Genomic DNA, 14,649 nt, shown 5'->3' with positions numbered 1-14,649 from the left:
CTCACAGAAAATGTTCAGCTTTCTTGATCATCAGAATTGATAAAGACATTGACCGGGAATTCCCCCAGGGCAGTGCTGATCAACAGCTCCTTGTCTGGTGTGACTGCGCCCGTTTGAAAAAGTCCCTTCCAGTTTTGCGTTGACGCGGCGAACGGTAATTTCACCCGGGTATCGCCCCAAACCTGCGCAGGAATCCGGGGCTGCACACCGTTTTCAAGCAGCGCATGGGACCAGCGTGGCACCACCACCACCAGTTGTTTGCCCTGGTGTTCGCGGCTGAACGCCACCACGCGGTCGGCGTGTTGACCGAGTACCTCCAGCGGTGTGTAGCTGCCGTGGCGGAACAGTTCGGGCTGGGCGCTGCGCAAGCCCAACACCTGGGCAATCAACGCCTGCTTGATGCGCCCGTCGTGCCAGTGGGTCAGCAGTTGATCGGTGCCCGGCGGGGTGTTCAGCGCTTGTTGCCGTGCGTTGAAGTCCACCGGACGACGGTTGTCCGGGTCCACCAGGCTGAAGTCCCAGAACTCGGCGCCCTGGTACAAGTCCGGTACACCCGGCACTGTCATGCGAAGCAAGGTTTGCGCCAGTCCATTCAGGGCGCCGGCCGGGGCGATGGCTTGAGCTGCGGCGGCAATCGCGGTACGCAACGGGCGACCGGCTTCGGTCAACAGCAGGCGCGACAGGAAGGCTTCGACCGCTTGTTCATAAGCTTCGTTGGGCGCGCTCCAGCTGCTTTGCAACTTGGCTTCGCGCAGGGCTTTTTGTTGCCATTGCCACAGGCGTTGTTGGTAAGTCTCCAGCGACGCGCCAGGGTCCAGATCCAGTGGCCAACTGCCCACCAGCACTTGATAGAGGATCAGCTCATCACCGGCCGACGGCGCGCAGGCATCGTCGCGCAGCGGGGCGGCCAGACTGCGCCACTGTTCAACTTGAGCCACATACCACGGCGCGCACTCACTGAGCACCGCCAGGCGCGCACGGGTGTCTTCGCCGCGTTTGTGGTCATGGGTCGCGGTGGCCAGCAGGTTGTCCGGGAACGCTAGCAGGCGCTGTTGGTTGACCTGATGGAAGTCGGCCAACGGCGCACTGAATTGCTCGGTACTGAAACCCACATCGTTACGCGACAGCAGCACCGCCGAGCGATAGAACGCGGTGTCTTCCACGGCCTTGGCGGCGGCGGGGGAAGTCAGTTGCTGGAAGCGCACGCAGGCATGTTTGAGAATCTTGCGCTCGCGCCCCACCGGGCGATCACGCCACGGCTGGCCGCCGAGCCATTTTTGCAGGTGCTCGAGCACTGGCCAGTCGCCTTCGCTCAACGTGCTGCGCGCGCCGTCCATGGCCTGTTGGAACACCTTGTCATCGGCGGCGCTGCGGCCACGGGCGCTGATGTAGGTGCGGTACACCGGGAAGTGCACGATCAACTCCTGCAATGCACGGCGGATGGCGCCGAGGGTGAAGTCGCGGGTCATTACGTCGTCGCGCGCCACTTGCAGCAGCGCCTGGGCCACGCTTTCGAAATCGCCGCCCAGGGAGCCGTTGAGGATCTGTTGGCGTGCCAGGCGGGCCTCTTCGATAAACGCCGCAGGCCGCTCGCTCAGGCGCGTCCACAGCTCGGCCAGGGGCTCGAAGCCTTCGGGCTGGTGCTGCAACAGCGACAGCTGATTCATGAATTCGTAGCCCGTGGTGCCGTCCACTTGCCAGTCTTCGCGCAGGGTTTCGCCTTCGCCGAGGATCTTCTCGACAAAAATCGGCAGGTGCCGCTCGGGGGACAACGTATCGACCCGGCGGCGCAGCTTGCGGCAATAACCGCGCGGGTCGGCCAGGCCATCGATATGGTCGATGCGCAGGCCATCCACCAGGCCTTGGCTGATCAGCTCGAAAATCTTGCCGTGGGTGGCTTCGAACACCGCGCTGCGCTCTACGCGCAGGCCGCCCAATTCATTGACGTCGAAGAAGCGCCGCCAGTTGATATCGTCCGCCGCCGTGCGCCAGCTGGCCAGGCGATAGGCTTGCTGCTCCAAGAGTTGATGCAGGCGTTCGAAGCCCTCGGCTTGGCGACCGTCAAACTGGGCCAAGCGCTGCTCAATGGCCGGCAGGACCTCGGTGGCCCGCTCGGCCAGGGCCTGTTTGAGCCAGGCGGCTTCGGCGTAGGCATCGTCCTGATAGGCCAGGGCAGCGAAACGGTCCGCCAGTGGTTTGAGCGGTTCGTCGTTGCCCAGAATCAACGCGTAATCCCGTGGGCAGATCGGGAAGCGATGTTCGTAATGCTCGACGTAGAACGATCCGTGGTCAGCCTCGAAATGCAGGGTCAAGGTGCCACTTTGCAGGGCTTCGCCATAGTCGCTGCCCAGGAACGGCATCAGCAATTGGCCTTTGAGCAGCGGGTCGGGAGAGTGCCACTGGATATCGAAGAATTCGCTGTAGGGGCTCAAACGCCCCCATTCGAGCAGGTCCAGCCACCAAGGGTTATCGGCGCCGCCCACGGCCATGTGGTTAGAAACGATATCCAGGATCAGGCCCATGTCGTGTTCACGCAGGGCTGCGACCAGACGGCGCAACGCGTCCTCGCCGCCCAGTTCAGGGTTGACCCGGGTCGGGTCGACCACGTCGTAACCGTGCATGGAGCCGGCGCGTGCGCTGAGCAACGGCGAGGCATACAGGTGGCTGATACCCAGTTGGGCAAAATACGGCACCAGCGGCACCGCGTCGTCCAGGGTGAAACCTTTATGGAATTGCAGGCGCTGAGTGGCGCGCAAGGGCAGTGCTTTCATCGGTCACGCTCATAGGCTTGGTTACGCGCGACGGCCAGCAGTTCGAGGCGACGCGCGGCGCCGGCGTTGTCGAGCAGGCTGGCGGCCTCGCCCGGCAGGCGGCGGCGCCAATTGGGATGGGTATCGGTGGTGCCGGGCAGGTTGGCTTGTTCTTCGATGCCCAGGGCATCCTCCAGCGGCAACAGCACCAGGGGTGCGCGGGTGTGGCCCAGGTAGCGCACGCTGGCGTCGATCATATGGTCGGTTTCGTTGCGGATCTCATCGACGAAGTTCTGCGGGTCCTGGCTCAGGGCTTGGCGCAGCGCCTGGCGTTCGCGCAGGCGATGTTCGCTCCATTGCTCCATGGTGGGCGCGTCGATAAGGCCGAGCTGGATGTTCCAGTCGATGTCGCGGCTGTGCCACCAACCGTTGAGGGTCGGCAGGTCGTGGGTGCTGGTGGTGGCGAGGGCGTTGTCGGGCCAGTCGAGGATCGGCTTGAACTGGCCGTCGTGGCCTTGTTCGAACAGCAGCACGCGCATACCGAGTATGGAGCGGCCGATGAGTTTTTCGCGCAGGCCGTCGGGCACGGTGCCTAGGTCTTCGCCAAGCACAATGGCCTGGTGACGATGGGACTCCAGCGCAAGCAGACGCAGCATGTCGTCCACTGGGTAATACAGGTACGCGCCTTCTTTGGGCGAGGCGTCCATGGGGATCACCCACAGGCGTTGCAGGCCCATGACATGGTCGATGCGCAAGCCGCCGGCATGGGCGAAGTTGGCCCGCAGCATTTCGATAAACGCACGGAATCCGTGGCGCTTGAGGCCCTCGGGGGAGAACGCGGAAATCCCCCAGCCCTGGCCGGCACGGTTGAGGATGTCGGGCGGCGCCCCCACGGTGAGGTTGGCCAGCAACTCGTCCTGGCGACTCCAGGCCTGGCTGCCGCCGCCGTCGGCGCCCACCGCCAGGTCAGCGATCAGGCCAACCCCCATGCCACTGCCACGGGCCGCTTGTTGGGCGCGCTCCAGGCACCGCGCGATCAGCCACTGGGCAAAGGCGTAGAAGCCGACCTCTTCGCGGTGTTCTTCGGCAAATGTTGCCAGCGCCGGGCTTTGCGGGGTGCGCCACTCTGCCGGCCAGTGGCGCCAGTCGAGGCTTTCACCAGCGGCAGCGCGCATGGCTTGCACCGCTTCGAAGCGGCAATGGTTTTCCAAGGCCTCGCCGCCGGTCTGACGGAAACTCAGGAAGTCAGCATGTTGCGGGTGATGGCCGTGGCGGAAATCTTCATACAGCGCACGCAGCAAACGCTGCTTGGCCTGGGCGGCGGCAGGCCAGTCGATCAGGTCGAGTTGTTCGAGGTCGTGCAGCTCATCGGCGATGCCCAGGGCTTCGATGGCATTGCGCACTTCGCGCTCGCCGAGGATGCAGGCCGGCGAAGCGTACAGGCTGTTAAGAAACAGCCGACTCGACGGCGAATACGGGCTGTATCGCTGCGGGTCGGCGCTGAACATCGCGTGCATCGGGCTGATGGCCAGGGCATCGGCGCCCCGCTCGGCGGCTGCGCGGGCCAGGTGTTCCAGGGCCAGGGTGTCACCAAAGCCACCATCGTTGAGGCGGCGCAGGCTATAGAGTTGCGCACTGATGCCCCAAGCGCGGGCGGGTTGGCTGTCCACCGCTTCGGCCACGCTGTAGCAGTGGGTGGGGGCCACGGCCAGGGTGAACGTCTGGTCGTTGATCTGCACTTGGTGATAACCCAAGGCAATCACGCCGGGCAGCACGGCGTTGCCGTCCAGCCGCAGCTCCAGGGTTTCGCCTTGCTCCAAGTGCACGCGGCACAGGGTGTCTGGTTCGAAATAGCGTGCCAGGTCCAGGCTCTCACCGCTGTCGACGGTCAACAACGGCGGCAGATGCTTGCTCTGCTGGGCCTGTTCCAGTTCGTCCAGGCTGGCTTCGATTTCGGCATCAGTGTCGGCCGGGTGGCCAAGACCTTTGAGCACCGCGCGCAGGGCGTCGGGTTGTACGTGTTGCGGGCGGCCGTTGGCGTCGATCCAATCGACGGCCAGGCCCGCGCGGCTGGCGAGGATTTCCAGTTTCGCTTCGCTCAAGGGTGTTCTCCAGCAGGGGATAGGGTGACGCGTGCGCTGTACGGCGGCAGGTGTGTGCCGTCGCCGGCGGGCGTTGCAAAAATCAGGTGCGGCGCCGTGGAATGTTCCAAGGCAGTGGCACTGAGGTTCAGATCGATCTGCAACACGCTGCCGTTACCCAGACGCCAGCGCGCGCTGACCGCTGCGTCGCCAAGTATTTGGGCACCCAGCGCCACACTGCCAGGCAGGTGCGGGACGATATGGCGATGACGCAGGCTCAACAGCTCGCGGTAAAACGCCACATGGTCTTGGTCGGCCAGGGTTGGCATGGACTGTTGCAAGGTCGACAGCGCATTCGGGTCCGGGATGTGTTCGCGGCGTTCAGGGTCCTGGAACGCGGCAAAGTCGGCAAATTCATTGCGCCGACCTTCACGCACCGCTTCGGCCAGCTCGCCGTGATGGTCGGTGAAGAACAGGAACGGCTCGGCGGCGTTGGCTTCGTCGCCCATAAACATCAACGGAATCATTGGCGACAGCAGCAGCAGGGCGGTCGCGGCCTTGAGCGCCTGGGGCGGGCAAAGCTGGTGCAGACGTTCGCCGAGGGCGCGATTGCCGATCTGGTCGTGGTTTTGCAGAAACGCAACGAAAGCAGTCGGCGGCAGACCACCGCTCGGCTCGCCGCGGGCATGGCCATGGCGAGTGGTGTCGCCCTGGTAGATAAACCCTTCACCCAGGCACCTTGCCAGTTTGGCGGTAGGGTCTTGGGCAAAGTCGCTGTAGTAGGCATCGGTTTCGCCGGTCAGCAGGACGTGCAACACATTGTGGAAGTCGTCATTCCACTGCGCATCGAAGTCGTGCTTAAGCAGGCTGGCCTGATTCAGTTCGTTTTCCAGCACCAGCCACACATGACGGCCGGCATCGACCTGCTGGCGCACGCGCTGCGCCAGTTCCTGCAAGAAACCGGGGTTATCGATGGCGTGCACGGCGTCCAGTCGCAGGCCGTCGAAACGGTATTCGAGCAACCACATCAGGGCGTTATCGAGAAAGAAGTCCCGCACTTCACGGCGCTCGAAATCAATGCCGGCGCCCCACGGGGTGTGCACGTCTTCCTGGAAGAAACTTGCCGCGTACTGGCCCAGGTAGTTGCCATCGGGGCCGAAGTGGTTGTAGACCACGTCAAGGATCACCGCCAGGCCGTGTTCGTGGGCGCTGTCGATCAGGTGTTTGAGTTGCTCCGGGGTGCCGTAGGACGAGTGCGGGGCATACGGCAGTACGCCGTCATAGCCCCAGTTACGTTCGCCAGGAAACTGCGCCAAGGGCATCAGTTCAATGGCGGTCACGCCCAGCTCGGCCAGGCGCGGTAGGTGTTGCTCGACGTTGGCGTACCCCCCCAGGGCGCCGACGTGCAATTCGTAGATCACCGCCTCGTGCCAGGGGCGGCCTTGCCAGTTGGGCTGGCGCCAGTGGTAGGCCAGCGGGTCGACCACCAGGCTCCAACCGTGAACGTCCGAGGCCTGGGCCCTGGACGCTGGATCGGGAACATCCTGCTCCCCGTCGATGTTGTAGCGATACCGGGTGCCCGCCGGGCACTTGATTTCAACTTCGAACCATCCATCGGCCTGGGGCAGCATGGCGATGGATTTACCGTTTTCCAATTCAACGCTGACATAAAACGCGTCTGGCGCCCACAAGGCGAAACGCGTGTGTTGCGCGTCCAGCATGATTGCGCCGTGGGGCCAGGTTTCCAGAGTCCGTAACGGCATCTATAGAGACCTCCCTTGATTATTTAGCTGATTTCCCCAGGGCCTTGGCCACCAGTTGTTCGTAGAGTTCGGCGTAGGGTTCGACCGCCTGGGTCCAGTTGAACGGCTGGGTCATGGCGCGGCAGCGCATGGCGTTGAGCAGGCCGGGGTAGGCGAACACATTGAAGGCGCGGGTGAGGGCGGCTTTGTAGCTGTCCACCGTGGATTCGTTGAACAGGAACCCAGTGACGCCGTCTTCGATGGTGTCCGCCAGCCCGCCGGTGTTGCGCGCCACCGGCAGTGAGCCGAAGCGCTGCGCGTACATCTGGCTCAGGCCGCATGGCTCGTAACGCGATGGCATCAGCAGGAAATCGCTGCCGGCGAACATGCGCCGCGCGTCGGTTTCGTTAAAACCGATGCGCACGCCGATTTGGCCGGGGAAACGCAGGGCCAGCTCGCGCATGGCCTGTTCTTCTTCCGGCTCGCCGCGCCCGATAATTGCGATCTGGCCACCGTTCTCGACGATAAAGCTGGCAACCGCTTCGGTAAGGTCCAGACCCTTCTGGTACACCAAGCGCGAAACCACGGCGAACAGCGGGCCGGTGGAGTCGTGCAGCCCGAACAGATTGCGCACATGGGCGGCGTTGATCGCTTTGCCTTCCCAGTCACCGATATTGAAATTGTGGGTCAGGTGCGTGTCGGTGGACGTTTCCCAGCTCTCATCAATGCCGTTGGGAATGCCGCTGAGCAAGCCTTGCTGGGTCTTGGCGGCGAGGAAACCGTCGAGGCCGCAGCCGAATTCGGGGGTGGTGATTTCCTGAGCGTAAGTGGCACTCACCGTGGTGATGTGGCTGGAGTACGCCATGCCGGCCTTGAGGAACGACATCTTGCCGTAGAACTCCATGCCTTCCTGCTGCAGTGCGTGGGGCGGAATCCCCAGCTCCGGCGTGGAAGCCAGGCTGACCACGCCCTGATAGGCCAGGTTATGAATGGTGAACAACGTCGGCGTGCGTGAACCACGCCAGTGCATGTACGCCGGGGCCAGGCCAGCGGGCCAGTCGTGGGCGTGCACCAGGTCCGGGCACCAGTGGATCTGCGCCAGGTTGGCGGCGATATCGGCGGCGGCCAGGCCCAGGCGAGCGAAACGGATATGGTTGTCCGGCCAGTCGCGACCGTTGTTGGCGCCGTAAGGCGTGCCCTCGCGCTCATAGAGCTCGGGGCAGATCAACACGTAGATGACCAGGCCATCCTTGAGGTCCATGCGCCCGATCTTGCACGGCGGCAGCGCGGCGTGGCCACCCAGTTCGCCGATGATATGGATCGGGTTATCGCTTTCCATCACCTGCGGGTAACCGGGGATCAACACGCGCACATCATGCAGATGCGCCATGGCGCGAGGCAGGGCGGCGGATACGTCGCCAAGGCCGCCGGTCTTCACCAGATCGGCGAATTCCGAGGTTACAAACAGTACTTTCTTTCGATTGGGGTTGAAACTGGACACCGGCCGCACCGTGTTGAGGTCGACCAAAGAGGTCGACCCGCCAACTGGCTGACTAACACGCTCTCCCTGAATACTTACTGCGGCACTGATCATAGTTCTCTCCACGTGTTGGTCGGCTAATGGCCCGCTGCCATTAGCTCCGATGACCGCATCCTGCGGCCAGGCGCACAAGCGCATGACAAATCTGGCAAGGCGTATGCCAGTTGCACGGTTAGCGTTAAAAAGTTGGATAGACGGCAACCGGCGTAAACCGCACTGGCGCGCCTTACCTAAACCTGACCAATGGCAGAGTTGGAAAGTTTAGATTTTTTTCGCGGGGTTTTTTTTTTGGAAGGGACCCATCGGTCATCAGTCTAGGACAGATCCCAGACAGCGTAGGGTTTCTACATGAATTTTGTAGGACAAAAAACTTGTAACCTTATGCGATGCGGGAAAACCGCTGGCGGGCGGGAGCGTGATGGCACTTTGCACCTATTTGCCCCAGGCAAGACCGCATTCATTCGGTGGTGAGCAGGCTTGCCCTGCGCTGGGCGACATTGTCGCCCCAAGAAAGGACCTGCGACCTATCTGATGCACCCTGTGCACCATTGGGGAGCGCTGCGCAGGCCAGCTCGCTCCATGACGCAGTCAACCCAGCAACCGAATCGGCGCGCCCCCGGCCCAGGCGATGATGTCTTCAATCATTTGCCCATAGAACTGCCGGTAGTTCTGCTCGCTGACATAACCCACATGAGGCGTGGCCAGCACATTGGACAGGTGCCGGAAAGGGTGATCGACGGGAAGTGGCTCCTGGCCATATACACCCAGCGCTGCGCCGGCTAAGCGGCCGGATTGCAGTGCCTGGATCAGGGCCTGTTCATCGACGATCGGCCCGCGAGCGGTGTTAACGAGGCGCGCGCTCGGCTTCATCCAGGCCAAGGCTTGGGCATCCACCAGCCCCCGGCTACGTTCGCTGAGCACCAGATGGACGCTGAGGATATCGGCCTGCTCGAACAACTGCTGCTTGCTGACCCAGGTCACTCCCGCCGCAGCGGCGCGTTCCGGCGTGAGGTTCTGGCTCCAGGCGATCACGCGCATGCCGAACGCCTGGCCGAACCCGGCGACCTTCTGGCCGATGCTGCCCAGCCCGAGAATCCCCAGGGTCTTGCCGTGCAAGTCGCCACCCAGACCCAACTGCCAACCCCCGGCGCGCAGGGCATTGGCTTCGGCCAGCAGGTTGCGGGTGCAGGCCATGATCAGCGCCCAGGTCAGTTCCGGCGCTGCGTGTTTATAGCTGTCGGTGCCGCACACCTGAATGCCCAGTGCCTGGGCGGCGCCGATATCAAGGGCGGCATTGCGCATGCCGCCGGTCACCAGCAGCTTGAGGCGCGGCAGGCCTTGCAGCAGGGCTTTGTCGAACACTGTGCGTTCGCGCATTACGCAAATCACTTCGAACCCTTGCAAGCGCTCGATCAGGGTCGCGGTATCCGCCGGGTAATCGTGGAGGAAATGCACCTGGCCCAGGGGGGCCAGGGCCGACCAATCCACCACGCCAGAGGCGACTTGCTGCCAGTCATCAATCACAGCGATCTGTAGCGCCATTTACGCGTGCCTCCGAATGTTGGGTTAAAGGGCGTTCAAGCCCTGCAACAACGCTTGATGAAACCGCGCCGGTTCTTCCATTTGCGGCGCGTGCCCCAAGCCAGGGAATTCGACCAGAGTAGCGTGGGGAATCAGCTTGGCGACCTGCTTGCCCAGCACGGCGTAGTTGCCGAGTTTGGCCTTGACCTCGGGCGGCGCCATTGCCTTATTGATCGCGGTGTTATCGGCAGTGCCGATCAGTAGCAAGGTCGGCACCTGTACGTCTTTGAATTCGTAATACACCGGCTGGGAATAAATCATGTCGTAGATCAGCGCCGAGTTCCACGCGACCCGTTTATGCCCGGGGCCGTTGCTCAAGCCGGCGTACATATCGACCCAACGCTCGTATTCCGGCTTCCAGCGCCCGACGTAATAAGTGTTGAGCTGGTACTGGCGGATGCTTTCGGCGCTGACTTTCAGCTCACGTCGGTACCACTGATCAACACTCAGGTACGGCACGCCGAGAGCTTTCCAGTCTTCCAGGCCGATGGGGTTGACCAAAGCCAGTTGCTCGGTCTGCGCGGGGTACATCAGCGCATACCGAGTGGCGAGCATGCCGCCGGTGGAGTGGCCGAGCAGGGTGGCCTTGGGGATGCCGAGTTTTTCCAGCAGTTGATGGGTGTTGAGCGCCAACTGCTGGAAGCTGTACTGGTAATGCTCCGGCTTGCTGGAGGTACAAAAGCCGATCTGGTCCGGGGCGATCACGCGGTAACCGGCGTCGCTCAGGGCCTTGATCGAGCCCTCCCAAGTCGCCGCGCAGAAGTTCTTGCCGTGCATCAGCACGACGCTGCGCCCGTTGGGCTTGCCGCTGGCCGGCACGTCCATGTAGCCCATTTGCAGGGTTTTGCCTTGGGACTCAAAGCTGAAATGCGCAAGCGGATAGGGGTATTGAAAGCCCTGTAACTCGGGGCCGTAAGTCGCGGCGAGGGCGGGGACACTGCTGGCCATGAACAGGCCGGCGATATAAAGGACGCGGTTTGGCGGCATGGTGTCATCTCCTGAAACAGGTGTTGGGATGCTGTTGCGAGAGGATTAACGCGGGATTAACACCCACTGCAAGGTAATTGCCGCCAGCACGCCATAGCGCAGACCTTTGGCCAACGTGACCACCACCAGAAAACGCCACAGTGGTTCGCGCATCACACCGGCCACCAGGGTCAGCGGGTCGCCGATGATCGGCACCCAACTGAGCAGCAGGGTCCAGTGCCCCCAGCGTGCGTAGTGGCGACGGGCCGTTTGCAGTTGCCGCTCGTTGACCGGAAACCAGCGCCGCTGTTTGAAATGCTCCACCCAGCGGCCCAGCCACCAATTGACCAGCGAGCCCAGTACATTGCCCAGGGTGGCGACCGCCAACAACCACCACACGTTGTAGTGGCCGCTGAGCAGCAGGCCCACCAGCACGGCTTCCGATTGCAGGGGCAGCAGCGTCGCCGCACCGAACGCGGCGACGAACAGCCCCAGGTAACCCATCAGCACCGATCAGTGTGCCGGGTAATCGGCCACCACCTCATCCGTGCCGTCACGGCGCAGTCCGATGACCTGGTAGGCATCGGCATGTCCGTCCATTTCCATGCCCGGCGAGCCCATGGGCATGCCCGGTGCGGCAACGCCCAGCAGGTCGTCGCGCTTGCGCAGCGCCAACACCTGCTCGGCGGGCACATGGCCCTCAACGAACTTGCCGTCGATCACGGCGGTGTGGCAAGAGTTCAGGCGCGGCGCCACGCCGAGGCGTTGTTTGACGGCGCTCATATCGGTTTCGACATGGTCATTGACCTTGAACCCATTGTTTTCCAGATGGCTGATCCACTTTTTGCAACAGCCGCAGTTGGCGTCACGGTGTACATCGATGGGGATCAGGTCGGCGGCTTGGGCCAGGGTAGTGGTGAAGAGGGCGGACAGCAGGGCCAATCGCAGTGGAGTTTTCATCGGAGTCTCATCCAATAGGGGCGATAAGCCCGGCATTCTCCGCGCTTTTACGGACGGGACGACAGTGTAATGTTTCTAAATTATACAAAGGGCGGATGTTCCAGGCGCTGCTTCAGACGGTCCAGGACGATGGCCGACAGTTCGTGCATGCGCTCGTGCAAGGTCGCCAGTTGCAATTCGGTTTCGTAGGTCAGCACCCGTTTAAACAGCGTGCCGTCGCGAAACGGTTGCAGGAAGTAGTGGATCGAGCCGTCAACGGCCAGGGAGGTGAACACGCATTTGAATTCGTGGGGGCGCCGGGCGATCTGCACGCGGTAGCTCATGGGGACGCGTACGCCGAGCAGGTCGATCATCTCGGTAAAGCGTGAACCGGCACCCAAAGAGCCGCTGGTGCCGGTCTCTGCACCGAGGGAAGTGGGGTGCCATTCGTGCCAGCGGTCCGGTTGGGTTACGTAGTCATAGACAGTTTCAAGGGGGGCATTGATAAAGCGTTCCTGACTGATCCGCTCCAAGCGGACCGACTGCTCGACAGCGCGCATGACACACCTCCTGTGTGGCGGGAAGAAGTATCTCGAACTGTCAGAATAGTCTGACTCCCGTGCTTTGCACGGGAGTTCTCAAACGCTGTTCAACGGACTTTGAAGCGACTCATCAGGCTGATAACCCGGCCATTGGCTTCCAGCAGGCTCTGAGTATTGTTTTCGGTGGCGTGACCGCTCTGCACCAGGTCTTCGACCATTTGTCGGATCTGCACCATGCTGCGGTTGATCTCCTCGGTCACCGCGCTTTGCTGTTCGGCGGCGGTGGCGATCTGGGTGCTGAGGCTGTGGATATGGCCGACGGAACCGGCCATTTCATCCAGGCCGGTGTTGACCCGTGCCGTGGCGTCCGCCGCCGATTGGCAACTGGACTGGGTATTTTCCATGGCGGTGACCGAGGAACTCACCCCCGTGGTCAATCGAGCGAGCATCTCGTTGATCTGGGAGGTGCTGGCCTGGGTGCGCGCGGCCAGGGCCCGCACTTCGTCGGCCACTACCGCAAAACCACGGCCTTGCTCGCCGGCCCGCGCTGCTTCGATGGCCGCGTTGAGCGCCAGCAGGTTGGTCTGGCCGGCAATCGCGCCGATCACTTCAAGGGTTTCGGTGATGCGCGCGGCGTCCTGGCGCATGTTTTCCACCGTGTGGGTGGCGCTGGCGACCTCGCCGATCAACGCGCCGACGCTGCTGGACGCTTCTCCCACCACCACGCGCGAGCGGTCGGCGTGTTCGTTGGCGCGCTGGGTGAACGCGGCGGTTTCGGCGGCGTTCTGTGCCACGGTCTCGGCAGTGGAACTCATCTCGGTGATGGCCGTGACGGTCTGATCGGTTTCCGAGGCATGACGCACCAGGATCTGGTTGGTCTGCGCCGAGGTCTGCTGCAATTGCTCAAGCCCCGTGGACATGGCCGCGGTGGCCTGGGTCACTTCGCCGATCATGTTTTGCAGGTAGACGATAAAGCGGTTGACGGAATGGCCGATGGCGCCCAGTTCGTCTTCGGCGCGGATGGTGATGCGCCGCGTCAGGTCGGCATCGCCGGTTGACAGTGCGTCGATATTGGCTTTCAGCGTCTTCATGCGCTGCACCAGTTTGCGGATCGCATACGCGGCCAGCAGCACCAGCAGCAATACCATGGGGATTTGCAGCAGGGCCAAAGTGCCGAGTACGTCATCGCGCTGCGCGGTGATCAACGAGGTGGGCAGGGCGGTGGCGAGGAACCACGGCGTACCCTCGATCGGGCGCATATAGAAGGTGCTGGCCACGCCGCCGTTATCGAACTCGCTGCGCTGCAAGCCTTGGTCGCGATGGGCCAGGGCTTTGCTGACCTGGGTGGCGAAGGCTGAGGAAGCGGTCAGTTCGCTGATGTTTTTCAACACCACCGGGCTGTTCAGGCGCGTGCTGTTGCTGATGATCTTGCCGTCGCCTTCGACGATCAGCATCTGCCCGCCGATGTCTTTTTCCTTGCTGGCCACCAGTTCGTTGAAGAAACCGAGGGTGATGTCAATCGTGGCCACGCCATAGGCCGCGCCATCGCGCTGGATCGCCATGGCGCAGTTGGTGCGTGGCTCTTGGCTGGCGTCGTCCTTGTAAGCGGCGGCCCAGGCGCATTGGCCACGCGGCGAGGCCAGGCCGCCCTTGTACCAGCTCTGGTCGTAATAGTTGGGGGCCGGGTCGCTGTTCCAGAAGGTATTGACCGTCAGCTTGCCCGAGGCATCACGGTGCCAGAACGTGCTGTGCTTGTTGCGCCCTGGGGTGCGCTGGTTTGGCAGTGGCCAGATACCGCCGCCGAACACCTTCAGCTCACCGTACTGGTCGACCAGGCCAGGCAAGACCTTGTCGATGGCATCGCTGTCCAGCAGCGGGATGGTCTGGGTGATGCTGCGTTGCTGGGCCTGAACCTTGTTCAGCTCGCCCTGGATGCTTTTCGCCACCTCGTCGATGCGGTTGAGCACCACCTGCTCTTCGGTGTGGCGCAATGTCGGCGCGACCAACTGGCCGATGCCGACGATGGTCAACACGAATAACACCAGGACGAACAACACCAGAAACAGGGTATAGCGGGCTTGGATGGAGCGCAGTGGGGGCATGGGATCGTCCTTACGAAGCGTTTATTGTCGACGCGGCTTTGTTGGAGCTTCGTAGGGGTATCGGCTTGAGTACGGTTAGCTTTAGGTACGATGGTGCCAATATCTGCGTGCGCAAGCAGCGAGGCTTGGCGGGCCTCGCTGCTTGTGTCAGATCTCCAACATCGCCATCACCGCCTCGGGGTAGCGCAGACCGGCAGTGGCGTCGGCGGGGAAAATCCCATCCAGGGCCGACAGCTCGGATGGGCTGAGCACGATGGACACCGCCGCCGCGTTTTCTTCTAGGGATGGTCTGAAGTAGCCATGTATTTCCCCGGCATACCACCTAGCGCAACTTTTAAACTCGCCAAATGATCAAAAAACAATCAATTCGACGAGTATTTCTTACGTTTTCGCCACCCGGACCCCA

At 62.4% G+C, this 14,649-nt stretch carries 10 protein-coding genes and 1 pseudogene; all 11 read right to left on the bottom strand.

Annotated elements, in window-relative coordinates:
* Positions 1-14: 14 nt before the first annotated feature.
* Positions 15-2,771, bottom strand: a complete 2,757-nt coding sequence (locus FIV35_RS27670; RefSeq protein WP_034138253.1) for a malto-oligosyltrehalose synthase — start codon at positions 2,769-2,771, stop codon at positions 15-17.
* The gene (malQ, locus tag FIV35_RS27665) at positions 2,768-4,852 is read right to left on the bottom strand and encodes a 4-alpha-glucanotransferase (protein ID WP_034138252.1); all 2,085 of its coding nucleotides are present in this window, start codon (positions 4,850-4,852) and stop codon (positions 2,768-2,770) included. The genes FIV35_RS27670 and malQ overlap by 4 nt, the downstream gene beginning before the upstream one ends.
* A complete protein-coding gene (treZ, locus tag FIV35_RS27660; protein ID WP_034138251.1) occupies positions 4,849-6,594 on the bottom strand; it encodes a malto-oligosyltrehalose trehalohydrolase in 1,746 nt (581 codons plus the stop codon). The genes malQ and treZ overlap by 4 nt, the downstream gene beginning before the upstream one ends.
* 19 nt (positions 6,595-6,613) lie before the next feature.
* Complete coding sequence (gene glgA, locus FIV35_RS27655; RefSeq protein ID WP_080758739.1) at positions 6,614-8,167, bottom strand: glycogen synthase GlgA; 1,554 nt, start codon at positions 8,165-8,167, stop codon at positions 6,614-6,616.
* 534 nt (positions 8,168-8,701) lie between these two features.
* Positions 8,702-9,655: a D-2-hydroxyacid dehydrogenase family protein gene (locus FIV35_RS27650; protein ID WP_034138250.1), complete on the bottom strand. Its 954-nt coding sequence runs from the start codon at positions 9,653-9,655 to the stop codon at positions 8,702-8,704.
* Between the two features lie 24 nt (positions 9,656-9,679).
* On the bottom strand, positions 9,680-10,681 hold the full coding sequence (locus FIV35_RS27645) for an alpha/beta fold hydrolase (RefSeq protein WP_034138249.1): 1,002 nt from the start codon (positions 10,679-10,681) through the stop codon (positions 9,680-9,682).
* A 45-nt stretch (positions 10,682-10,726) separates the two neighbouring features.
* Positions 10,727-11,170, bottom strand: a complete 444-nt coding sequence (locus tag FIV35_RS27640; RefSeq protein ID WP_173603515.1) for a YqaA family protein — start codon at positions 11,168-11,170, stop codon at positions 10,727-10,729.
* Positions 11,171-11,173: 3 nt separating this feature from the next.
* Positions 11,174-11,620 carry a DUF411 domain-containing protein gene (locus tag FIV35_RS27635; RefSeq protein WP_034138247.1) on the bottom strand — a complete coding sequence of 149 codons (447 nt, stop codon included), beginning with the start codon at positions 11,618-11,620 and terminating at the stop codon, positions 11,174-11,176.
* An 80-nt stretch (positions 11,621-11,700) separates the two neighbouring features.
* Complete coding sequence (locus FIV35_RS27630; protein ID WP_034138246.1) at positions 11,701-12,159, bottom strand: SRPBCC family protein; 459 nt, start codon at positions 12,157-12,159, stop codon at positions 11,701-11,703.
* A gap of 89 nt (positions 12,160-12,248) precedes the next feature.
* Entirely contained in the window at positions 12,249-14,243 is a 1,995-nt protein-coding gene (locus tag FIV35_RS27625; protein ID WP_034138245.1) for a methyl-accepting chemotaxis protein, read from the bottom strand.
* Positions 14,244-14,390: 147 nt separating this feature from the next.
* Positions 14,391-14,534: pseudogene (locus tag FIV35_RS27620) on the bottom strand (aldo/keto reductase); the annotation flags it as partial.
* Between the last annotated feature and the right edge of the window lie 115 nt (positions 14,535-14,649).

This window comes from Pseudomonas rhodesiae (genome assembly GCF_007858255.1).
GTDB classification, from domain to species: domain Bacteria; phylum Pseudomonadota; class Gammaproteobacteria; order Pseudomonadales; family Pseudomonadaceae; genus Aquipseudomonas; species Aquipseudomonas rhodesiae.
The sequence above is the reverse complement of the archived record's forward strand: the minus strand, read 5'-3'. Positions and strand labels throughout refer to the sequence as shown.

Bases quoted from the DNA above. Each gene is read 5' to 3' on its own strand.
- FIV35_RS27670 (WP_034138253.1), bottom strand. From the start codon at position 2,771: ATGAAAGCACTGCCCTTGCGCGCCACTCAGCGCCTGCAATTCCATAAA.
- FIV35_RS27645 (WP_034138249.1), bottom strand. From the start codon at position 10,681: ATGCCGCCAAACCGCGTCCTTTATATCGCCGGCCTGTTCATGGCCAGC.
- FIV35_RS27630 (WP_034138246.1), bottom strand. From the start codon at position 12,159: ATGCGCGCTGTCGAGCAGTCGGTCCGCTTGGAGCGGATCAGTCAGGAA.
- FIV35_RS27625 (WP_034138245.1), bottom strand. From the start codon at position 14,243: ATGCCCCCACTGCGCTCCATCCAAGCCCGCTATACCCTGTTTCTGGTG.
- FIV35_RS27635 (WP_034138247.1), bottom strand. From the start codon at position 11,620: ATGAAAACTCCACTGCGATTGGCCCTGCTGTCCGCCCTCTTCACCACT.
- treZ (WP_034138251.1), bottom strand. From the start codon at position 6,594: ATGCCGTTACGGACTCTGGAAACCTGGCCCCACGGCGCAATCATGCTG.
- FIV35_RS27650 (WP_034138250.1), bottom strand. From the start codon at position 9,655: ATGGCGCTACAGATCGCTGTGATTGATGACTGGCAGCAAGTCGCCTCT.
- glgA (WP_080758739.1), bottom strand. From the start codon at position 8,167: ATGATCAGTGCCGCAGTAAGTATTCAGGGAGAGCGTGTTAGTCAGCCA.